At 68.2% G+C, this 21,067-nt stretch carries 17 protein-coding genes; 8 read left to right on the forward strand and 9 right to left on the reverse strand.

Annotation, left to right across the window (positions count from 1 at the left end):
• Positions 1 to 175 precede the first annotated feature (175 nt).
• Positions 176 to 997 carry a 16S rRNA (cytidine(1402)-2'-O)-methyltransferase gene (gene rsmI, locus RSA25_RS13375; protein WP_332809355.1) on the reverse strand — a complete coding sequence of 274 codons (822 nt, stop codon included), beginning with the start codon at positions 995 to 997 and terminating at the stop codon, positions 176 to 178.
• An 80-nt stretch (positions 998 to 1,077) separates the two neighbouring features.
• Here rsmI and RSA25_RS13380 point away from each other — a divergent pair, with 80 nt between their 5' ends.
• The 4 genes from RSA25_RS13380 (at position 1,078) to RSA25_RS13395 (ending at position 5,203) form a co-directional block, all read left to right on the forward strand.
• Complete coding sequence (locus tag RSA25_RS13380; RefSeq protein ID WP_332809356.1) at positions 1,078 to 2,799, forward strand: penicillin-binding protein activator; 1,722 nt, start codon at positions 1,078 to 1,080, stop codon at positions 2,797 to 2,799.
• Positions 2,800 to 2,804: 5 nt separating this feature from the next.
• Positions 2,805 to 3,173, forward strand: coding sequence for a YraN family protein (locus tag RSA25_RS13385; RefSeq protein ID WP_332809357.1), 369 nt, complete (start codon positions 2,805 to 2,807; stop codon positions 3,171 to 3,173).
• Between the two features lie 105 nt (positions 3,174 to 3,278).
• Positions 3,279 to 3,821 carry a metal-dependent hydrolase gene (locus RSA25_RS13390; protein WP_332809358.1) on the forward strand — a complete coding sequence of 181 codons (543 nt, stop codon included), beginning with the start codon at positions 3,279 to 3,281 and terminating at the stop codon, positions 3,819 to 3,821.
• Positions 3,818 to 5,203, forward strand: coding sequence for an FAD-linked oxidase C-terminal domain-containing protein (locus RSA25_RS13395; RefSeq protein WP_332809359.1), 1,386 nt, complete (start codon positions 3,818 to 3,820; stop codon positions 5,201 to 5,203). The genes RSA25_RS13390 and RSA25_RS13395 overlap by 4 nt, the downstream gene beginning before the upstream one ends.
• Positions 5,204 to 5,243: 40 nt before the next feature.
• On the opposite strand, the gene RSA25_RS13400 is transcribed toward RSA25_RS13395, so the two are convergent.
• The gene (locus RSA25_RS13400) at positions 5,244 to 6,587 is read right to left on the reverse strand and encodes a Fic family protein (RefSeq protein ID WP_332809360.1); all 1,344 of its coding nucleotides are present in this window, start codon (positions 6,585 to 6,587) and stop codon (positions 5,244 to 5,246) included.
• A 224-nt stretch (positions 6,588 to 6,811) separates the two neighbouring features.
• Complete coding sequence (locus tag RSA25_RS13405) at positions 6,812 to 10,015, reverse strand: autotransporter outer membrane beta-barrel domain-containing protein (RefSeq protein ID WP_332809361.1); 3,204 nt, start codon at positions 10,013 to 10,015, stop codon at positions 6,812 to 6,814.
• A 473-nt stretch (positions 10,016 to 10,488) separates the two neighbouring features.
• On the opposite strand from RSA25_RS13405, the gene RSA25_RS13410 reads away from it, so the two are divergent.
• Together RSA25_RS13410 and RSA25_RS13415 are read left to right on the forward strand one after the other, a co-directional pair.
• Entirely contained in the window at positions 10,489 to 12,756 is a 2,268-nt protein-coding gene (locus tag RSA25_RS13410; protein WP_332809362.1) for an autotransporter outer membrane beta-barrel domain-containing protein, read from the forward strand.
• Between the two features lie 320 nt (positions 12,757 to 13,076).
• Positions 13,077 to 13,382, forward strand: a complete 306-nt coding sequence (locus tag RSA25_RS13415) for a SymE family type I addiction module toxin (RefSeq protein ID WP_332809363.1) — start codon at positions 13,077 to 13,079, stop codon at positions 13,380 to 13,382.
• Between the two features lie 167 nt (positions 13,383 to 13,549).
• Here the strand turns inward: RSA25_RS13415 and RSA25_RS13420 are convergent, their stop codons facing one another.
• From RSA25_RS13420 to RSA25_RS13430, 3 genes are read right to left on the reverse strand one after another with little or no spacing between them, the layout of a single operon-like run.
• On the reverse strand, positions 13,550 to 14,593 hold the full coding sequence (locus RSA25_RS13420) for a hypothetical protein (protein WP_332809364.1): 1,044 nt from the start codon (positions 14,591 to 14,593) through the stop codon (positions 13,550 to 13,552).
• Positions 14,594 to 14,621: 28 nt separating this feature from the next.
• Complete coding sequence (locus tag RSA25_RS13425; RefSeq protein WP_332809365.1) at positions 14,622 to 15,137, reverse strand: fimbrial protein; 516 nt, start codon at positions 15,135 to 15,137, stop codon at positions 14,622 to 14,624.
• Positions 15,134 to 17,548: a fimbria/pilus outer membrane usher protein gene (locus RSA25_RS13430; protein ID WP_332809366.1), complete on the reverse strand. Its 2,415-nt coding sequence runs from the start codon at positions 17,546 to 17,548 to the stop codon at positions 15,134 to 15,136. The genes RSA25_RS13425 and RSA25_RS13430 overlap by 4 nt, the downstream gene beginning before the upstream one ends.
• Positions 17,549 to 17,982: 434 nt before the next feature.
• On the opposite strand from RSA25_RS13430, the gene RSA25_RS13435 reads away from it, so the two are divergent.
• Both RSA25_RS13435 and RSA25_RS13440 read left to right on the forward strand, forming a co-directional pair.
• Entirely contained in the window at positions 17,983 to 18,492 is a 510-nt protein-coding gene (locus RSA25_RS13435; protein WP_332809367.1) for a fimbrial protein, read from the forward strand.
• A gap of 54 nt (positions 18,493 to 18,546) precedes the next feature.
• A complete protein-coding gene (locus tag RSA25_RS13440; protein WP_332809368.1) occupies positions 18,547 to 19,260 on the forward strand; it encodes a fimbria/pilus periplasmic chaperone in 714 nt (237 codons plus the stop codon).
• Positions 19,261 to 19,311: 51 nt separating this feature from the next.
• On the opposite strand, the gene thiL is transcribed toward RSA25_RS13440, so the two are convergent.
• The 3 genes from thiL to RSA25_RS13455 form a co-directional block, all read right to left on the reverse strand.
• Positions 19,312 to 20,268 carry a thiamine-phosphate kinase gene (thiL, locus tag RSA25_RS13445; RefSeq protein ID WP_332809370.1) on the reverse strand — a complete coding sequence of 319 codons (957 nt, stop codon included), beginning with the start codon at positions 20,266 to 20,268 and terminating at the stop codon, positions 19,312 to 19,314.
• 131 nt (positions 20,269 to 20,399) lie between these two features.
• Positions 20,400 to 20,879, reverse strand: a complete 480-nt coding sequence (nusB, locus tag RSA25_RS13450; RefSeq protein WP_049469504.1) for a transcription antitermination factor NusB — start codon at positions 20,877 to 20,879, stop codon at positions 20,400 to 20,402.
• On the reverse strand, positions 20,876 to 21,067 hold a 192-nt coding region (locus RSA25_RS13455), incomplete at its 5' end, for a 6,7-dimethyl-8-ribityllumazine synthase (RefSeq protein ID WP_332809369.1). The genes nusB and RSA25_RS13455, both read right to left, overlap by 4 nt.

The raw sequence follows: 21,067 nt of genomic DNA on the forward strand, positions 1-21,067 counted from the left end.
ACCGCGTGCAGCCACCCATGGGGTGGCTCTACCCCCAATGTGGGGCGTTGCAACCGCCGAGGGTGCCTGCATGCGCTGGTAGAGCCACCCCATGGGTGGCTGCTTTTCGTCCAGCACCGCGCGCAGCCACCCATGGGGTGGCTCTACCCTCCAGCGCGGCTGGCGGCTGGCGCCCTCAACTGCCGTACAGCGCCTTTCTTGGCGCGCCGGTGAGTTCGGCGGCGAGCTTGGCGGCGGTGGAGGGTGGGAGGTGCTCGCTGAGCTTGGCGTACATTCGGCGGCCGGCAGCCAGCTGCGCGGCTTCGTCGTCGGCGGCGCCCTGGACCATGACCACGAACTCGCCCTTGCGCTGGTTGTCGTCGGCTTCCACCTGCTGCAGCAGCGAGGCCAGGGTGCCGTCGAGGACGGTCTCGAACAGCTTGGTCAGCTCGCGCGCCAGCACCGCCGGGCGGTCGGCGCCAAACGCCGCAACCATGTCGGCCAGCGACTCGGTAATGCGGTGCGAGGATTCGTAGAAGACCAGCGTGCGGGTTTCCCCGGCCAGGCCCTGCAGGCGCTCGCGGCGGCCCGAGCCCTTGGCCGGAAGGAAGCCTTCAAACGTGAAACGGTCGCTGGGCAGGCCGGCCACGCTGAGCGCGGCGATCGCCGCACAGGCGCCCGGCACCGGGCTGACCTTGATCCCGGCCGCACGCGCGGCGCGCACCAGGCGGTAGCCCGGGTCGCTCACCAGCGGCGTGCCGGCATCGCTGACCAACGCCAGCGACTCGCCGGCCTGCAGGCGGGCCACGATGCGCTGGGCCAACGCTTCTTCATTGTGGTCGTGCAGCGCCACCAGCGGCTGCTGGATGCCGAAATGGGCCAGCAGCTGGCCGCTGCGACGGGTGTCTTCGGCGCAGATCGCGGCCACCGAGCGCAGCACGTCCTGCGCGCGCGGCGTCAGGTCGGCCAGGTTGCCGATCGGGGTGGCAACGACATACAGCGTGGGGACAGCACTCATCGCAACGGTACTCGTGGGTCAAGGGTAGAATCGTACCGTTCCCCGGCCCCGGCCGCTGCCCCCATCGAATGGACCTGATCATGAACAAGCCTGTCGCACGGATCTCCGCCCTGTCGTTGTCGTTGCTGCTGCTGGCCGGCTGCGCCACGACGAGCCTGACCAGCGCGCCCGACTCGCCGGCCCAGGCCCAGGCGCTGGCCTTGATCGACCAGGGCAAGCCGCGCGATGCAGCCGTGCAGCTGGAGGCGCTGGCCAACACGCTCAAGGGCAGCGCCCGCGCCGCCGCGCTGGCCGATGCCGCCTTCGCCTGGCACGAGGCCGGCGACACCACCCGCGCGCGCAGCCTGCTGGCGCAGGTCACCGCGCGCCAGCTCAGTGGCGCCAGCCAGCAGCGTTTCCACCTCACCACCGCCGAGCTGGCCCTGGCCGACAAGCAGCCGGCCCAGGCGCTGGCCGCGCTGAAGGAATCCTCCGACAACGTGGCCCCGCAGCTGCGCACGCGCTGGCTGCTGGCCCGCGCCGAGGCCCTGCTTGCCGCCGGCGACACCGTGGGCGCCGCGCAGGAGCGCGCCCGCGCGCATGCCGCGCTGACCGGCAAGGCACGCAGCGACAACCAGCAGGCCATCGCCGGCCTGCTCGGCAGCCTGGACGATGCCACCCTGCGCGCGCGCGCCGCCGCCCTGCCGGCCAACGAGCCGCTGTACAACTTCGCCGGGCGTGCGCTGATCGCGCGCGGCCTGCCGCTGCCGCGCCCGTTCGACCGCGAACAGTCCACCCAGTTCGATACCAGCAAGCGCGCACCGGCGATGAGCGATGGCTACCGCCCGCCGCTGAAGATGGCCGTGCTGCTGCCGCTCAGCGGCCGCCTGGCCACCGCCGCGCAGCCGGTCCGCGATGGCCTGCTCAGCGGTTACTACGGCGAGCAGCGCCAGCGCCCGGACATCCAGTTCATCGATACCGCCGGCACCGCCGCCGGTGCCATGGCCGCCTATGACAAGGCCGTCGGTGCCGGCGTCGACTTCATCGTCGGCCCGCTCGGCCGCGACGAGGTGGATGCGGTGTTCGGCCGCGCCCAGCTGCCGGTGCCGGTGCTGGCCCTCAACCGTGGCAAGAGCAGCCCGCCGGCCGGCAGCGCCGGTTTCTCGCTGGCGCCGGAAGACGACGGCATCATCGCCGCCGAGTACCTGCGCGGCCGCGAGCGCATGAAGGTGCTGGTGGTGCACAGCAACGACGACAACGGCCGCCGCGCCGCCGCCGCGTTCCGCGAGCGCTTCACCCAGCGGGGTGGCCAGGTGCTGGCTACGATCGGGGTGGGCGATGCGGTCGGCGACATCGGCGCGCAGGTCCGCAATGCCGGCGCCGTCGATGGTGTGCTGCTGGCGCTGAAGGCACCGCAGGCGCGTGCGGTGGCCCCGCAGCTGGCGCTGGCCGGCGCGGGCGGCGCCACCCGCGTGGGCACCTCGCAGTTGACGCTGGGCAGCGGCAAGGCCGAGGAAGACATGGCGCTGGACGGCATCGTGTACCCCAACGAAGCCTGGAACGTGCGCGGTGTGCCCGGCCTGCCCTCGGCCAGCACCGCCGGCCAGATCCTGCCCAGCGCGCGCGGCGCGTCCGGGCGCCTGTTCGCCTTCGGTTTCGATGCGTGGAAGATCAGCGCCTACCTGGACAAGATGGCCAACGAAGGCGGCCTGGCCGGCGCCACCGGCACTCTGTTCCTGGACAGCAACGGCAACGTGCTGCGCGTGCCGGCATGGTCCACCTTCAGCGGCGGCCGGCCCATGCCGATCGCCACCGCCAACTAAGCGCGGTGCCCACCCCGCGGGCACAACGCGGCGCGGCGGTGGAAGCGGCCGCGCAGGCGTACCTGCGCGCCGAAGGGCTGCAGCCGATCAGCGCCAACGTGCGCTATCGGGGCGGCGAACTGGATCTGGTCATGCGCGACGGCGACACCACCGTATTTGTTGAAGTGCGCTACCGCGCCAGCGCCGGGTTCGGCGGGGGCGCCGCCTCGGTGGACCTGCGCAAGCGGCGCAAGCTGGTGCTGGCCGCGCAGCTGTTCCTGTCGTCCGACCCGGCCCTGGCTGCCCGCCCCTGTCGGTTCGATGTGATCGATGCCTGGGGCGAGCCGCCGCAGCTGCACTGGCTGCGCGATGAATCCGGGGGGGTGGATTGCTGATGCCGGGGTGGGTGGCGGGTGCTGCCGGACGTGCGTGGAGCCGGCCACCGGCCGCCACTACCGGGGGCGGCCAGATGGCCTTCCGCCGGCCCGAGAGCGTGGCCGATGCCTAGCATCTTTACCCATGCCGCGATCCCGCTCGCGATGTGGGCCGCCGCCGACCGCGGCCGGATCTCCACGCCGCTGCTGGCCGCGGGCGTGGCGGCGGCGATGCTGCCCGACGCCGACGTGCTGGCCTTCGCGCTGCACATTCCCTATGCCGACAGTTTCGGCCATCGCGGGGCCAGCCACTCACTGGTCTTTGCTGCCGTGCTGGCCACGCTCGCCGCGCTGCTGCACCGCCGGCTGCGCGCCAGCGCCGTGCAGGCCGCGGCGTTCGTGGGCCTCAGCGCGGTGTCGCACCCGCTGCTGGATGCGCTCACCTCCGGCGGCCTCGGCGTGGCGCTGTGGTGGCCGTGGAGTGGCGAGCGCCTGTTCGCCCCGTGGCGCCCGATCCGGGTGTCGCCGTTTGCCGGCCAGTTCTTCAGTGCGCGCGGGCTGGCCACGCTCGCCTCCGAACTGCGCTGGGTGTGGCTGCCGCTCACCGCCGCCGTGATCGGCTGGCGACTGATCCAGCGCGCCCCTGTTGATACCCGGACCGACCCATGAGCCCTGCCCTGCCCGCCGCCTTCGCTTCCACCCTGCACGCACTGCTGGGCGATGACGGCTGGCGCACCGATGACAGCGCGCTGCAGGCACACGCGCAGGACAACTCGTGGCGCCATACGCTGCCGGCCGGCGTGGCGCTGCCGCGCGATCGCGATGCGGTGGTGGCGGTGGTACGCGCCTGCCGCGAGCACCGCATCGCGCTGGTCGCGCGCGGCGCCGGCACCGGCACCACCGGCGCGGCCGTGCCGGTCCAGGGCAGCATCGTGCTGTCGCTGGCGCGCATGGACCGCATCCTCGACATCCAGCCCGGCAACCGCTGCGCGGTGGTCGAGCCGGGCGTGCTCAACGGCGACCTGCAGCATGCGCTGGCCCCGCACGGCCTGTTCTGGGCACCGGACCCGTCCAGTGCCGACATCTGCAGCATCGGCGGCAACCTGGCCTGCAACGCCGGTGGCCCGCGCGCGGTGAAGTACGGCACCAGCCGCGACAACGTGCTGGGCCTGGTGGCGATCACCGGCGCCGGCGAGCTGATCCAGTGCGGCGGCGCCTACACCAAGGATGCCACCGGCTACGACCTCACCCACCTGCTGGTGGGCAGCGAGGGCACGCTGGCGCTGATCGTGGAAGCCACCTTGAAGCTGACCCCGTTGCCGGTGGCGCAGGCCGGCCTGCGCGTGCTCTACCGCGATGCGGATGCAGCCGCCGCGGCGGTATCGCGGCTGATGGCGCAGCCGGTGGTGCCCACCCGCCTGGAATTCATGGATGCGCGCAGCCTGGAACTGCTGCGCCGCAATGGCGCCGAGGTGCCCGAGGCCGGTGCGATGCTGCTGGTGGAGGCCGACGGCGACCACGACACCCTGCCCTACCTGCTGCAGGCGCTGGCCACCGCCGCCGAGGGTGACGGCATGATCGCGCTGGACGTGGCGATGGAAGGCGCCGCGCGCGAAAAACTATGGGCCGCGCGCAAGGCCCTGTCGCCCGCGCTGCGCAGCATCGCCCCGGGCAAGATCAATGAAGACGTGGTGGTGCCGGTGTCGCGCATTCCGGCGCTGGTGGCCGGCGTGCAGGACCTCGCCCGCACCCACGCGCTGACCATCGTCACCTTCGGGCATGCCGGCAACGGCAACCTGCACGTGAACATCCTCTACCACCCCGACGATGCCGACGAGAATGCGCGCGCACATGCAGCGCTTCCGAAGATCTTCGAGCTGACCCTCGCGCTCGGCGGCACGTTGTCCGGCGAGCACGGCATCGGCCTGGCCAAGCGCGATTTCATGGCCGCCGCCTTCAGCCCGGCCACGCTGGCGGCGATGCGCGCAATCAAGCACGCGCTGGACCCGGACGGCATCCTCAACCCGGGCAAGGTGCTGCCGCCGGTTTGAGGTGCGGGTGCGCCACGCATGTGGCGTCAGTGGCGCCGTCCTAATGGGGCCGTCCAGCCGCAACCCACTGCTGGACCTGCCGCATGGTGACGTAGAAACGCGAACAATTGTGCTCTCCCAGGTGCATCAGCTCCTGTTCGACATAACCTCTGAGCGCACTGACGTCTTCTGCATCAACATCCAATGCCTCCAGAGCCTGCTGCACCGTCCGGCCATCCCGGACGATCAGTCCGATCGCATCGTTCATGGCGCCTCGCAGCCGCAGCCGGACAGGATCAGGTGCCGATGCGGCTGCAAGCTGGATCCGATACTTCTGGATGGAACGCGAATAGGCCGCCTCGAACAGATCTCCCGCCAACGCAACGTTGCATTGCTCGTACACCCCCATCATGGCGTAGGCATAGTCATTGGAATCTATATCAAGGAAGGAAAGCGGCGCATAGTTGTACATCAACAATGGGACATTCGCCGCAAGTCGACTCGTGCGCTTGTTGCCATCTTCAAAGGGCTGCAGGTAGGCAATATTGACCCAGAGAAAGAACGCCGCCTCGATGGGGTTGTTGATCTGCCTTGCCTTGGCGATGATCCGGCTGAACATTTCCTGCAGAACGCCAGGGGCCTGCTCCGGGATGTAACTCGTGTCCCTGATCTGAACCATCTTCGAGCGGATGTTCCCCAGCGCGCTGCCGTCGGCCAACAGATCTCTCATGAGCGTGGCATGCAGGTTGCGCACCACCGGCTCGGTAAGACCCGCCGTCGGCACCTCGTTGACAAGGAACTCGATGGCTGCCTTGTGGTTGAGCAGCATGACCGCATCCAGATCACCGCTTCTGGTTCCACTTTCGAACAGTTGCTTTGTCTCCAGCAGCGAGTAGCGATTGCCTTCCAATCGCGAGGACGACCATGACAGATCGATCAGCAGCGGCTCCATCACGCTACGCGCGTAGGTGCCCGCAGGCTGCTGTCCACTCATGCGCCCGGCAGCTTCCAACTCATCAAGAAGGGAGGCCGGTAGAAGCAGACTTCTGTTGGGCTCGTATTTTTCGACAAACCGGCGCTGATAGGCCACAGGTGCGCGCTGCGCCAAAGGGCGCTTGAGCTCAGCAAGAAGGGCTTTCCCTTCCTTGAAGCGGGGATAGCCATTCGTCTGATCGGCGCTGCCCTCGCTCGGCGGCGAGACCAGCAGCTTGTATCGCGTGGCCCGTGCTTGTCCTTCGCGGACGACACTGCCCGCCGTCTGCATCTCCAGCAGCAGCCGCTTGGTCGTCGTCCAGGGAATTCCAGCCTGGGCCGACAGCTCTCTCGAACTCAGCCCTTTCCACGTGTTTCCCGCCACCCGCTGGGCGTCATCAAGCACACGAAGAATTGTTTCCTGGTCGCTCATCAGAAAACCGACAATGGAAGGACGGACCAATTATCACGGATCTCCGGGGGGATTTGGGCTGATTTGGGCTGATCCGGGCTGATTTGGGCTGATCCGGGCTGATCCGGGCTGATCCGGGCTGATCTGGGCTGATCTGGGCTGATTCGGGCTGATCTGAGCTGATTCGGGTGCGGGCCGCGAACGGCCGGCACCCGCCGACCGTCCGCCCTTGCTCGCTCGCTCGCTTACCAGCTGTAGCTCATCCCCACCTGTGCGCTGGTCTGGTGGTAGCCCGAGGCATGCTGCAGCGACAACCCACCCCACGCGCCAACGCCGTTGGCGAACTTCAACGACGCACCGGCACTGAACTCACCGCGGCTGCGCGGGATGCGTGCATCCACCGCTTCGTCATCCATCAGCACCGTGTTGTCGGCCCGCTGGTGCAACCAATGTGCAGCCACATACGGCTGCACCTGCGCCGCGCCATTGCCCCAGCGGGTCACGCCGGACAAACGCGCGCCCGCACGCCCGAACACACCATCGGCATCGCGCGTGGTCACCACCGTGCCGTTGGCTTCGGTATGGTGCAGATCGTTCCAGCGCGTGTAGCCCACCTGCAGCTGCGGTTCCAGGAACAGCCCACGCTCAACCGAACCGCCCAGTCGGAAGGCGTAACCCGCTTCCAACGCCCCCTGCCACGCCTTGCTGTCGTAACGCTCCGGCGTGAGCGCCACGCCTTCCACGCGGTTGCGGAACTGCGCACGCTGCACCGAGCCGTCCACGTAGAAACCCGCATACGGGTCTTCATGCCCCGCACGCCAGGTGCCATACACGCCCAGCGCCTCGCCCTTCACCTTGCCGCGCGCGTAGTAACCGGTCAGGCCATTGGTGGAGGTGCTGCTGGCGTTGCCGGTGGACAGCATCACACCCACCGCGTTGCCGTTGCCATTGCGAACCAGGTCCGCACCGATGCTGAGCGCCTGGCTGCTGCCCTGCACATCCAGCTGGCGGCTGACCGCATCGAAGCCGGTTTGCGCACCGTCCACGCGCGCCCAACCACGGCCACCGTTCTGGCCGGCCTGGCGGTCGTGGTAGCCCAGCCGGAACATGTTCTGCGCGGCCGTGAGGTTGGCCAGGTAGGCACCGCCCTCAGGGCGCAGCACCGGCACCGGAATGACCGGGTCCACCGGCGGCAGGATCGGCTCACCCGGGCCACCGTGTTCCGGGTCCGGATTGAAGCAGCCCGGTGCCAGCGGATTGGCATCGCACACATCAAACCACTGCGAGCGCAGGTACCAGTTTCCGTCGTTCGGGTCGGCCACGCCGCCCTGGTGCAGGAAGTACTCGTAGCTGCCGCCGACCGCGCGCCCGGCCAGCGTATAGGCGGCCTGCGAGGCGCCGTCCACCTGGATCAGCGTGATGCCGTCCACGGTCTGCGCGCCCATGCCACCAATGTTGTGCACCGCCACCTGCGCATCGCCGGTGGCATCGCCACGCACGTGCAGGCGATCGATGGCCGAGCCATCACCGCCCAGCGCACCGTTGAACAGGAACGTGGCGCCTTCGCTGTGCAGGTTGCCGTCCACGGTGAGCGTGTTGAAGCGGCCGCTGCCGTCGGAGATCGCCACCGTGCTGTCGCGCACCTGCAGCGCGCCCACGCGCGCATCGGCGGTCAGCGTCCACTGGCTGCCGCCCGCCAGCGACAGCGTCTGCACCAGGTCCGAGCTGCCCTGCCACAGCGCACCACCGGCCAGCTGCACATGCACCCGCGATTGCGGCACCAGGCCGGCAGCCACGTCATCAGGGGTGATCACGATGTCGCCCAGCAGCTGCGAACCGCCTTCCATCGCCACATCGAAACGCCCGGCCACGGCTGCATCGAGTGCGATGCCGATGCCGTTGCCGCCGGCCACCACGGCACCGCCGGCCAGGGTCACGCCGGGGTCGCGCGTGCTGCGTACCCACAGGCCGCCGTGCTGCGCACTGACCAGCGAGCCGCCGTCGATCTGCAGCCGCCCCCGGTCATTGATCACCGCTGCCCAGGCGTCGGCGCCTTCGGCACGCACGTGGGTATCGTTCAGGGTCATTTGACCCTGCCCACCTGCCAGGACCCCATGCGCCGCAGCGCCGGTGGTGACCACCTGGCTGCCTTCCAGGGCCACGCTGCCACCCAGCCGCGCAATCGCGCCGATGGCACGGTCTCCGCGGGTCAGGATGTCCACTTGCGAGGCATCGATCAATGCCAGCCCGGCGCCCCCCTCTGCATACAGACCATGGCCGTTGTCACCCAGCGTTCGCAGCACACTGCTGGACACCGTGGTATGCCCGCCCATCACCGAGATCGCCTGCCAGAATTCGCCACCGGCCGTAATGCTGGAACCAGTGATGGACACGGTCGCGTCGTTCATGACCAGAACGCCGACGCCGTTGCTGGTGGTGATGGTGGAGCCGGCCATATCGACCACGCTGCCCCGCTGGTTCACGTTGATGCCCGTCAGCTCGCTGGCGAGCGTGGTATTGCGCAGCGTCAGCTGCGCGTCGGCCATCATGACGATGCCGTAATGTCCGGACACATCGGTGCCGTCCAGCAGCACCTTGCCACCTTGGGAGGCGAAGCTGACTGCGGCTGCGTTATCACCACCGGCATGGATGCGCCCACCGTGCACCTGCACCTCGCCACCCACGGTGAGGCCCGCGCCAGATTGAGCGTGGGTCAGGTTGATGTCCACGTCCTGCAGCAGCGCAGTGTTCCCGGCGCCGATCATCGCGCCCATCGCGCCGCCGCCGGTGCCGTTGATGGTGAGGTTGCGCAGGGTCGCGTCACTGCCCCCCTGCCCCTCCATCCACACGCCCGCGCCGCCGCCGGCATGGTTGATGGTGACATTCTCGGCCAACAGACTGCCGCCCTCCACGTACAGTCCATGCGAGCCACTGCCCAACACATTGAGGGTGCTGTCGTGGATCGCAACGGTGCCCTGATCGAGCGCGACCCCGTGCGACAGCCCGCCCTGCGTGGTGATGGTCACCCCGGTGGCGGACAGGCTGCCGCCGGTCACGCTGACGCCGCTGGCCGCAGTGCCCTGCGTGTCGATGCGCGTGCCCAGCACCTGTACATGGCCGCCACTGTCGGCCGACACGCCGGACGCGCCGTATCCGGTGGTCAATACGCTGCCCCCGCTCAGCTCGATCCGGCTGCCGAGCCCTTCGGCCCGGGCCGCCGACGCCCGATCGCCCTCGGTGCGCAGATCCACGGCGCCCGTTGCTGCGATGCTGCCGCCATTAAGCGCATGGAATGCGTGCTCGTCGGCGGCCGTGGTGGCGTACTCCCCGGCCGATGGCGCTTCTGTCGTGCCATCGGCGATGACCTGCTGGGCCAGGGCGACCGGGACGGACAGGGACAACGCTACCGCCACGGTCAGGGCGTGGCGGGCGGGGAGGGAACTGCGCATGGATGTGAATCTTCAGGCAAGCCGTGATGCCGGCGGGGGCACGAAGCATCCGGAATGATCGATGCAGGCACCATTCAATTAGTTGTAAACGACAACACTGAACGGCACCTCTAGAGAGAGGGCGCCAGTCTGCGATCTACAACTAATTGCATGGGCTGGAAACGTCACGCGGTGAATACTCCGCCTATCCCTGGACGCAGTTTCCTTCACAAAAGCTTCACTGCTGCAGGCTCTGTGTCTGCCAGCATACCCACCTGCGCTCCGTACAGACCTGCCGTCCGTCCAGGCCCCCCAATCACTGGTTGGAGTCGTCGATGAATCGCACCTCTAGAGTTCCCGGGACGCACCGAGTGCTCAGCGCCCGCCCCCTCGCCCGCAGCCTGGCCTTGGCGCTGGCCGCCACGGCCATTCCCCCTGCTGCATGGGCAGGTCAACTGGATGATCAAGCCGCACGGGTCCAGGCAGGAGACCCCGTGGAGGAATGGGAGCTGGTCAACGGCTCCCTCCTGGAGGTGCTTGGCGGCGAAACCAACAGCATCACCGCTGAAGACCAGTCGGATGTCTACCTGGAACGTGCCACCGTCAACCGCAGCGGCAACAACCAGCGCGCAGTCAGTCTATACGGCGATACGCTGCTGCAGGCGCTGTCCACCACCTTCCTTGGCGGCACCCTCCTGGTGACCGACCGTGCCAGGGCCCACCTGGTGGACAGCCAGATCCTCATCACGGCAGCGAACATGCGACCGGGTGAGGCGCTGACCGCCGGCATCGACATGAGCTACAGCCCCGGCAGCACGCCGCCTTACGGTGGCAAGGTCGTCATCGATTCCACACGGATCCACGTCGAAGACACCCAGGGCGCCCTCGACAGAAGCAGCGGTCTGGGCCTTCGCATGACCCACGGCGAGGCCGACATCATCAATGGCTCGCGCATTGAAGCGGACAATGTGGGCGCATTCCTCTGGGGAACCCGCTACGCAACACCGGAGATCCGACTGGGCCTCGACAACGCCTCCATGCAATCGGGCCGAGGGGCGGCGATCCGTGTGGGCATCGACGCGCCCGCCGAATTCAACATTCGGGTCGCCAACGGGTCGCAGCTGCACGGCGGCGATGGCAACCTGCTGCTGGTGAACACCGAGAGCGGTCCCGTGCTGCCCGGCGACAGCACGGTGAACTTTACCGTCGATGATTCCCGGCTGGCCGGCAATGTCACCTTCGACAGCACCGATGTGGCTGGCAGCGTGAATGTCATCCTGCGCAACAAGGCGCAGATCGATGGCATCTTCACCAACGTCACCACCGCCAGCATCGACACCGACAGCGGCTGGCTGCTCACTGGCGACAGCACCGTCGGCCAGCTCACCCTGGGCAGCACCGGCACGGTGGCTCTGGGCAGCGGCGGCAGCACCTTCAACACCCTCAGCGTGGACAGCTTCACCGGCAACGGCGGCACGCTGGCGTTCAACACGGTGCTGGGCGATGACACCTCCGCCACCGACAAGCTGATCATCAGCGGCGATGCCAACGGCGAGGCCAACGTGCGCGTGACCAACGCCGGCGGCGCCGGCGCACAGACCAGCAAAGGCATCGAGCTGATCCGCATCGGCGGTGCGTCCAACGCGCAGTTCGATCTGGTCGGCCGTGCCGTGGGTGGTTCGTACGAGTACTTCCTGCACAAGGACGCCACCGATGGCGGCTGGTATCTGCGCTCGCAGATGACCACCGCGCCGGACCCGTGCGTTGCCGACCCCAACCTGCCCGGCTGCAAGCCCATCATCGACCCCATCGACCCGGTGGACCCGGTGCTGCCGATCGACCCGATCCCGGTGCTGCGCCCGGAAGTGGGCGCCTACCTGGCCAACCAGTTCGCCATGGACCAGCTGCTGCGCCACACCTGGCGCGACCGCCAGGGCGGCGCGCGCAGCGAGGACGGCGTGCGCGGCTGGGCCCGGGTGGATGGCACCCAGAGCCGGCTGTCGGCGGTGGAAGACCAACTGGACCTGCGCGTGGAGCGCTCGCGCCTGCAGTTGGGTGCGGATATCGGCGTGTTCGACAATGGCCGTGGCCGCGTCGGCGTGATGGGCACGGCCGCGCAGTCCAGCGCCACCTCGCGCTCGGAGCTGACCGGTTACAGCGCGCGCGGCAAGGTGGAAGGCGGTGCGCTGGGTGTGTACGGCAACTGGGCAAGCGACAGTGCCTATGTGGATGCCAGCGTGCAGCGCGGCCAGTTCCGCAACCGCGTGCAGGGCGAAGGCCTGGCCGAGGAGCGCTACGACTCCGACCTGTGGCAGTCCTCGTTGGAAGCGGGCTACCGCTTCAACATCGGCCAGGTGGGCAGCACGGCAGTGAGCCTGCAGCCGGAGCTGCAACTGGTCTACACCGATGCGCATATCGATCATCACGTGGAAAGCAACGGCACGGTGGTGCGCAGCCTGGGCGATAGCGGCCTGTCTGGCCGTGCGGGCCTGCGCCTGCAGGGCGAGGGGCGCAGCGTGGTGGGGGCGTCGGTCAGCCCGTACTTGGTGGCCAACTGGTACCGCGATGGTGCCAGCAACGGCATGGCCTTCGACTTTGAAACCCGCAATGCCAGCGTGCCGCGCAACCGCTATGAACTCAATGCCGGTGCGCGCGTGGACTTCCGCAGCGGCCTGAGTGGCTGGGGCGGGCTGGGTCTCATGCGTGGCGACCATGGCTATCGCGAAGCGACGGCGAATGTGAGCTTGTCGTACAAGTGGTGAGGTAAGTTGCGAACGCCCGGTGCCTGCGAAGGTGCCGGGCGTTCTGCTGTTTGCGATACACAGTTATAGACCGCCACTTGCGCCGGGCGCGGTTCAACAGAAACTTTGTACTTCACCCATCGCGTTGCAATGGGCATCGTGGCGGCTGGAGCGTCGAAACTCCGCGCACGGTAGTTCTACTGGCAGTTGTCTTTGTCGGGAGGGCGGCTAATAAAAGACCTCGCAAGAGGAAATACGCCCGCCGGCCGTGTGCGGTTTCGAACCTCCCGACACCTTTCATTCGCTCGAATGAAAGCACTCACTGCCAGGAGACCCCGGCCATGCACGTGTCCGACCAGACCACCGCACTCCCCATTCTCGACGACGACGCGCAGGACACCCCCGCGCCCCGCCGCCGCCCGTACGCGCGCATCCCGCGCAGCTGCACGGTGAGCTGCGCCTACTACGAAGCCCCCGGCACCGAGGGCGAGAAAGTGCCCAAGCTGCGCCTGCAGGGCCGGTGGCTGGCCCAGTTGGGTTTCCTCAACGGCGAGCTGGTGCGCATCACCGCGCGCCAGGGCGAACTGGTGATTTCCGCCACGGGCGTGAAGGCCTATACCACGCCGGTGAGGAACCGGCTGGCGTAACACGTGATGTCGTCAGGGGTGCAAATCGCCCTTTCAACAATGGTCGCCGGTGGCGCCAGCAGCAGTGCGTGGCAGGCAATCGTCGCGCCCGTGTCCAGGCGAGCACCTCTCCTGCGCTCACGGGATTCCAATGGCCGCGTGGCAGGGCAGCCCTGGAGGGGCATGACCTACCGGTAGGTCGCGGTGATGATGGCCTGCCCTTCCACCACGCCAGGGACCAGGTTGCCCGCCTCGCGGATGTAACGCGCCTGCAGGACCACGCCGTGCTGGGTGGAGGGGGACAGGCCGTGATCCCACGTCTGGCCAAGCACCACCGGCACGTCGTTGCGCAGCAACTGCACGCGTACGCCGCCGGCGGTGGTGTTGGCCGTGGGTGCCAGACGGCTGCCGGTATTGCCTGCATCGTTGGCATCGGCCAGGCTCAGCTTTACCGGAATGCCCGCGTAGGGGCATGCGATGGCCACCCCAATACCACGCATGCCCGCATGGTCGTCTGGTTGCTTCAGATCCGCCGCAGCCACATCCTGCAATGTCGCACTGGCACTGGACATCACGCAGGTCGAGGCGCGCATGCGCACGGTGATGTTGAGCGGGTGCTGCATCACCAGCGACGGGGACTGCCGCACCCAGGTGCTGGCCGTGCCGAGGTTGTGCGAACCACCATGCATGCCACCGCCTCGCGATACGAACGCCACGCTGAAGACCGAATTCAACGCATTGGCCGTCCCCATTGGCACGCTTTCATGGGACGTTCGCGTGCCGACCACGACCGGAGTGTGATGGAAGCCCGTCCCTCCCGGGCCTGGATATGAGGTATGGCGGATGATGATCAGCGGTGAGGTGGCACTCAACGCGTAGGTGGTGTAATCCGTGCCTGCGTAAGTAATCTGCCCCACCGGCATCAGGCCACTAAAGGACGGGTTCACATCGACCGCCAGCGTTGGGGCACTGCAGCCTTGTACATTGGCGATGTTGGCCGACACCAGCCCGATCCAACCGCTCAGCATCACCCCCGGACGCTGATCGTTGTTCAATTCCTGATCCACGATGAAGTTGGCGGATTGTCCCGACCGGTCGCACGCTTGCGCTTGCGCGACGCACACCCCCATCGCCACGGTGGCTGCAGTGGCCAGCAGGCGCGGGAGTGCGGAATGACGCATGTAGGTCGGCTTCATATCAATCAACTCGGGCAAGGACAGGAACAAGGACAACAGGCCACAGCAACGTGGCCTCGGTCGTTCATCGGTACGCGGCCGTCACGGTGATCTGGGTACTAACGGTACCGGCAGTGAGCAACGTACCCGCCTTGCGGTAGTAGCCGGCGCGCACGTCCAGCTTGGCGGTGGCCGCCCCGTTCACCGCGATGGTCTTGGTAGCGGCTTTCTTCAGGAACGTGGCGCCGGTGGTGCCATCCAGGAGGGCCACGGCCACCCCGCTGGCGGCCCCGGTGGTGGCGCCGTTCTTCCAGTGGCCATCCTGGGTGGCGTCATCGGTGCCGTCGAAACTGAGGTCGATGTTGGCGACGCCCACGCAGCCGGTGAAGTTCAGCACGGCCGCGCGCAGGTTGTTGTCGTGGCCGGTCTTGAGCGCGGTGGCATCGATGTCGGTAAGCGCAATGGGCAGGTTGGCCATGGTGCACGTACCGGGCAGCACCTTGCCGGTGACGGTGATGGTGGCCGTATCGGCATGGGCCTGCGCGGCGGCACCCAGCAACAGGGCGAGTGTCAGCAACGGGGTTTTCCAGGTCGGGTTCATGGTAATAGTCCAAACGAGCGGACGCCGGCGCCGGTGGCCAGCGGGTCGGCGCCAACCCGCACACAGCGCGCACGCGCCCAGTGCTGGCCATGCGCATCCGGCAGAAGAGGCATCTGGTACTCCAGGCGGCAACGCTGGTCTTCCCCCAGCTGCACATGCAGGCTGCCCCGGGCCGGGGCACCACGCAGGGCAATCACCCCGCCCTGGCCCACCTCGCCCAATGGCTTGCCGTCCATCGCGGTGATCTGCGCGCCATAGGGCAGCGGCGTGCCGTCGGCATCGCTGGCATCCAGCAGCCACAGCGGCTCGGTGCGGGTCTGGAAGCTGATCCGCACGATGCTGCCGGCGCTGGGGGCCACCCGCCGCGAGCTGCCCGGGACATCCACATGCAGCGGCAGCTCGGAGGTATCCAGCTGCACCTGGTTCCAGCGGTAGGGGCTGGTGTGTGGCAGTACGGCATAGCCGTTGCCGGCCACCGTGACAGTGCGCCCGCTGCCCACGCGCGCGCCCTCGGCCCCGCGCGCCTCCACCAGGGCGAAGCTGTCGCCCAGTGCGGGTCCGAAGTTGATGCCGCCGCGATGCAGCACCAGGCTGCCCGTGGCGCCCACATTGAAAGTGCTGCTGCCGTTGCTACGGCCCTGGCCGGCACTCAGTTCGACGTGGTTGCCGTCGTAATTGGCATAGAGGTTGTAGCCTGCGCCGGTGCGGCTGTCGTTGGCCGAGGCGCTGTAGGACAGCGCGCGATCCTCGCCCAGGGCGCCGTTCACGCCCAACTGGTGCTGCCCGCCCTGGCGGCTGTGGCTGACGGTAGCACTTGCCCGCGGCGCGGTGGCCGCCCGCCCCAAGGGCAGGCTCAGCATGAACGACAGGCGGGTGTCGGCGCCGCCGGAGGCCATGCGGTAGCGCGTGGCGGACAGCGTGTAGTTCGCACTGCGATGGCTGCTCTGGAAGCCCAGCTGCAGATCGTTATGCGAGCCGCTGCGGTTCCAGTACGCCACGTGCCCGCCGGACAGGTACGCCTGGCTTCGTTCGCCGATGCGTTGGGAGAAGTTGAGGTTGAAGCGCTGGCGGGTGCGCATCAGGAAGGCGTCGGCATTCTGCGGCTGCGCGTAGGACAGCCGCGCCACGTCGGTCAGCGTAAGGAAGCCATCGGTGCTGTACCGGTAGGCCGCCAACCCCACGTTGGTGCCGGTCTGGACGATGCTGCGCTGGTAGTTGAGCCGGTAGCTGAAGCCGGCGCGTGGCGTTGCCCCCGGCGGCGTTGCGCGCGCGTGGGTGATAGCGGCACCGGCGAGGGCTGCCTGGTAGTGCTGCGCCACCTGCACACCGCCCAGCAGGGTGACCCGGTTGCTGACGCCGCGCGCATACGTAGCTTCGGTGAAGCGCAGCGCGTCCTGGGCCAGGCCCGTATCGCGCAGGTGCCCGACGCTGGCGCTGAAGCGCTGGTTTCCCTGACGCAGCGCCAGCGGCACGGCGGAGAAAGCCACGGTGAAACGCTCTTCGCGCCCGTCGGCTTCGGTGACCCGTACATCCAGGTCGCCGCTGCCGGCGTTGGGATACAGGTCATCGATGGCAAAAGGACCGGGCGCGACCGTGGTTTCGTAAAGGAGGGCGCCGTTCTGGCGGATGCTGACGCGTGCGTTGCCCTGGGCGACGCCACGCACCACCGGCGCGTAGCCGCGCAGGGAATCGGGCAGCATCCGATCGTCACTGGCCACGCGAGCACCAGTGAAGGCCACACTGTCGAACAGCTCGCCGCCCGTGTTGCCTTCGCCCAGGATGAGCTGGCTGTTGAAGCGCGGCAGGTCGCGCTGCAGGTAACTGTCCAGCGCGGTGAAATGCGTACCCTGCGCATCGTGGCTGAGCGCGCTGCGATGGCGCAGGCGCCAGGCGCCCACGTTCAGCCCGGCATTGATGCCGGCATAGCTGCTCTGCTGCTCCTGATTGCGATAGTGATTGGCGGTATAGCCGAGAAAGGCCGCCGTGATGCCATGGTCGCGCAGCTCGGGGGCCACGAAGCCGCGCGCCTGCCGTTGCAGGGCGGCATGCGGCAGCGAGACGTCAAGCCGCAGCTGGCTGTCGTCGTAGCGCACGCTGGCGCCTTCCACCGCCTCGGCCAGGTCAACGCAGCCGGTGGCTGCGGCGCTGCCAATGGCCTTGCGGGCGGCCTCGTTGATGCCCAACTGCAGCAGCAACGCCGGTGGCAGACAGGGCGTTGCCACGTGCGGTGTCTGCGATGCAACCAGGTCGATGTCGTGGCGCATGGCAAATTCGGCGTTGACGTGGATGTCCACGTTGTAGCGGCCCGGTTCGACCGGGTTGCCTACGCTGAAGCGCGCCAGGTCCTCGCCGATGAATCCGCTGGCAAAGCCTTCGCTGAACTCGACCTCGCCACCGGTGCGCGCGTGCACGGGCGCCGCCGTGCTGAAAGCCAGCGCGATGGTGATGGCGACGCAAAGCACGGCCCGACGGGGGCATGACACAGCCGCACGTCGGGCGAGGGAATATTCATTCATGACAGAGGCGGGCCGGTAGCGGCGGCCGAGAGGCGGCAACTCGGGTTTGCAGATTAGGCGCGTCCGCGCGCCGGGAACATGCAATTAGTTGCGCTTGCGCGTCGGAGTTTTTGCAGATCCACCGCGCGGGGAACCGATTACAACATTTTGCATGGAACCCTGGCCCGGCCGCGGCGAGGATGCCGTGGCGCAATGGCACCCGTGCCATCGATCCGCCTTCCCCAGCCGCCGTTCGCGCACCGGGCCTTGCCCCGTCCCTTGGTGCGTCCGCCTCGATTACGGTCATCGGAGGCGGCGCTCCCGTTTCCTCTCCAACGAAGAGAATGCCCATGAAGATCCTGCTGACTCCCTTCGCGCTGGCCGCCCTGCTGGGCGCCCACAGTGCCAACGCCGCCGACCTGACCATCACCGGCGAAATCGTCGAGAGCACCTGTACCGCTGCCATCAACGGCAACCTGGACGTGCTGATGGGCAAGATGGACCTGGAGGACCTGAAGACGAACAACCGCATCGGTCGTCGCGACCTGGACGTGACCGTTGCCTGCCCGGGCGCCAGCGGCTCGCAGGACGTGGCCGTGAAGTTCAGCGGCACGGCCAATGCCGATGGCAGCCTGGGCCTGACCGCCGCCAGCACCGCCAAGGGCGTGAGCTACATGATCTACGACGCCAGCGATGCACAGCTGGCGATCAACGGCGCACCGACGCAGTTCGTCACCGTGACGGGCACCGGCTCGCAGACCCTCAAGCACAGCGTCTGGTACAGCAAGACCACGGCTGCGGCCGATACCGAGGCTGGCACTGCGAACGCAACCGCACAGATGGACATCATCTACAAGTAAGGCGCTCGCGCCCGGCGGCGTGCCGCCGGGCGTCAGTGCGCGGAGGAATCAAGCATGAAGTTCGGCATACGCGTTCTGCTGCTGGCCCTCGCCAGCATCGGCCCGACCGCGCCCGCCTCGGCGGCGGTGACCCTGCAGGGCACGCGGGTGATCTATGAGGGCGGCAAGGGCGCCGTCACCGTCAATGCATCCAACCGTGGCGAGCGCGTGGCGTTGGCACAGGTGTGGCTGGACGATGGCGACGCCAGCGCCAAGGCCGGCAGCCAGAAGCTGCCGTTCGTGCTGACCCCCACCACCCGTCGCATCGACGTGGGGCATTCGCAGGCCTTCCGCCTGACCTATGCGCCGATGGCGGGCGCTGCGTTGCCGGGCGACCGCGAGTCCCTGCTGTACTTCAATCTTTTGGACATTCCACCCAAGCCGGAGAACGTGGAAGGCCGCAACCTGCTGCAGTTCGCCGTGCGTACGCGGGTGAAACTCTTCTACAGGCCTGCCGGCCTGGCCGGCCACGCACGCGATGCCGCCGGCGCGTTGGAGTGGCGTGCCGCAGGCGATGCGTTGCTGGTCAGCAATCCCACCGCCTACCACGTGACGTTGAGCAGCCTGGCATTGCCCAATGGCCACCGCCCGGAAGTGGACATGATCGCGCCGGGTGAGCAGATACGCGTACCGTTGCCGCCCAGCATGGCCGTGCCCTCGTCCCTCCGTTTCCAGTGGCTGGATGACTACGGCACCGCGCGCGACGCGGACGCCAACGTGATTCATTGAGCGAGCGCCTCGCGACCCGGTTGGCCCTCGCCCTTGGCGAGGCCCGGCCCCTCACGCGAAGTGCTGGTAACCGCTGCTGGCCGACACCCCATCCACCTGCACGCCCTGCCCGTCCACGATGCGGCCCACGCGGGTGAGCGGCAGGTCCAGCGATTCGGCCAGGTAGTGCAGCGCATCGCGCTGGTCGGCGGCGGCGGTGAAGCACAGCTCGTAGTCGTCGCCGCCGTGCAGGGCACAGTCGCGGGCGCCATCGCGGCCGAGCAGGTCGCGCAGTTCCGGCGAGATCGGCAGCACGTCGGCATCGAGCTGCGCGCCCACGCCGCTGCGTGCGGCGATGTGGCCCAGGTCGGCCACCAGGCCATCGGAGAGATCCACCGCGGCATGCGCGAAGGCGCGCAGGCGCAGGCCCAGGGTGACGCGCGGGCTGGGCAGCAGCAGGCGCCGGCGCAGGGTCTCGTGGTCGGCAAACAAGGTGGGCTTGGCCACGTCCAGCTGGCCCTGCTGCCACAGGCGCAGCGCGCCGGCCGCATCGCCCAGGGTGCCGCTCACCCACACATCGTCGCCCACCTGCGCGCGATCACGGCGCAAGGCCTGGCCGCGCGCCACCTGGCCCATCGCGGTGACCGACAACGACAACGGGCCGCGCGTGGTGTCACCGCCGATCAGGGCGATGTCGTGCTGGTCGGCCAGGGCAAAGAAGCCATCGGCGAAGGCCTCGATCCAGTCTTCGCCCGCGTCGGGCAGGGACATCGCCAACGTGCACCAGGCCGGGCGCGCGCCCATCGCGGCCAGGTCGGAGAGGTTGACGGCCAGCGTCTTCCAGCCGATCTCGAAGGCCGGGGTCTCCACCGGGAAATGCACGCCGGCGTTGAGGGTGTCGGCGGTGACCACCAGCTGCTCGTTGGGGCGCGGCTGCAGCAGGGCGGCGTCGTCGCCGATGCCGAGCGGGATGTCATCGCGCTCGACGGTGCGGGCGCGGATGCGGTCGATGAGGGTGAATTCGGCCAGGGACATGGGGCGTTCTGCTTTCATATGGAGCCGAGCGATGCTCGGCTGCAGTTCGATCACGCGCCGCACTGCCGGACGCAACCGTGCGCTGCACGGTGAGCCGAGCATGGCTCGGCTCTACAGAAAGCGGGTCAGTGACCCGATTCGACCTTGCGCCATTCCACGGCGGCACGATCCAGCACGCCGTTGACGTAGGTGTGGCCATGTTCGGAACCGAAGCGCTTGGCCGATTCGATGGCTTCGTTGATGACCACGCGGTACGGCACGTCCAGGCGGTAACGCAGTTCGTAACCGGCCAGGCGCAGCACGGCGCGTTCGATCGCGTCCACTTCGTCGATGCTGCGGTCCAGGTACGGGCCGAAGGCTTCGTCGATGTCGCGACGGTTGTCGAGCACGCCATGCACCAGCGCTTCGAAGTACGCCAGGTCAGCGATTTCGCGGGCCTGCTCGTGGGCGAACTGGGCGATCAGCGACTGGCCGTTGCCGCCGGAGATCTGCCAGGCGTAGATGGCCTGCACGGCACGACGGCGCGCGCGCGAGCGCAGCACCGGATCGATGCCATCGCGGCGGACGGGTTTACCGGAGGGCTTGCCCTGGGTGTTCTTGTTCATGGCAGCTGCTCCAGAAGGTTGACCATTTCCAATGCGGCGAGTGCGACTTCCTCGCCCTTGTTGCCGTGGCTGCCGCCTGCGCGGGCCTCGGCGTCTTCGGCGCGTTCCACTGCCAGCACGCCGTTCAGTACCGGCACGCCGAAGTCCAGCTGCACGCGCATCAGGCCTTCGGCGCAGCGGTCGGCCAC

This window comes from Stenotrophomonas sp. (assembly GCF_036662295.1).
In the GTDB taxonomy this organism is placed as follows: domain Bacteria; phylum Pseudomonadota; class Gammaproteobacteria; order Xanthomonadales; family Xanthomonadaceae; genus Stenotrophomonas.

What these genes read in the sequence shown, in the direction of transcription:
- RSA25_RS13395 (WP_332809359.1), top strand. Translation starts at nt 3,818, where the DNA reads ATGAGCCCTGCCCTGCCCGCCGCCTTCGCTTCCACCCTGCACGCACTG.
- RSA25_RS13380 (WP_332809356.1), top strand. Translation starts at nt 1,078, where the DNA reads ATGAACAAGCCTGTCGCACGGATCTCCGCCCTGTCGTTGTCGTTGCTG.
- RSA25_RS13440 (WP_332809368.1), top strand. Translation starts at nt 18,547, where the DNA reads ATGAAGTTCGGCATACGCGTTCTGCTGCTGGCCCTCGCCAGCATCGGC.
- RSA25_RS13405 (WP_332809361.1), bottom strand. Translation starts at nt 10,015, where the DNA reads ATGCGCAGTTCCCTCCCCGCCCGCCACGCCCTGACCGTGGCGGTAGCG.
- rsmI (WP_332809355.1), bottom strand. Translation starts at nt 997, where the DNA reads ATGAGTGCTGTCCCCACGCTGTATGTCGTTGCCACCCCGATCGGCAAC.
- RSA25_RS13415 (WP_332809363.1), top strand. Translation starts at nt 13,077, where the DNA reads ATGCACGTGTCCGACCAGACCACCGCACTCCCCATTCTCGACGACGAC.
- RSA25_RS13425 (WP_332809365.1), bottom strand. Translation starts at nt 15,137, where the DNA reads ATGAACCCGACCTGGAAAACCCCGTTGCTGACACTCGCCCTGTTGCTG.
- RSA25_RS13390 (WP_332809358.1), top strand. Translation starts at nt 3,279, where the DNA reads ATGCCTAGCATCTTTACCCATGCCGCGATCCCGCTCGCGATGTGGGCC.
- RSA25_RS13435 (WP_332809367.1), top strand. Translation starts at nt 17,983, where the DNA reads ATGAAGATCCTGCTGACTCCCTTCGCGCTGGCCGCCCTGCTGGGCGCC.
- nusB (WP_049469504.1), bottom strand. Translation starts at nt 20,879, where the DNA reads ATGAACAAGAACACCCAGGGCAAGCCCTCCGGTAAACCCGTCCGCCGC.
- RSA25_RS13400 (WP_332809360.1), bottom strand. Translation starts at nt 6,587, where the DNA reads ATGAGCGACCAGGAAACAATTCTTCGTGTGCTTGATGACGCCCAGCGG.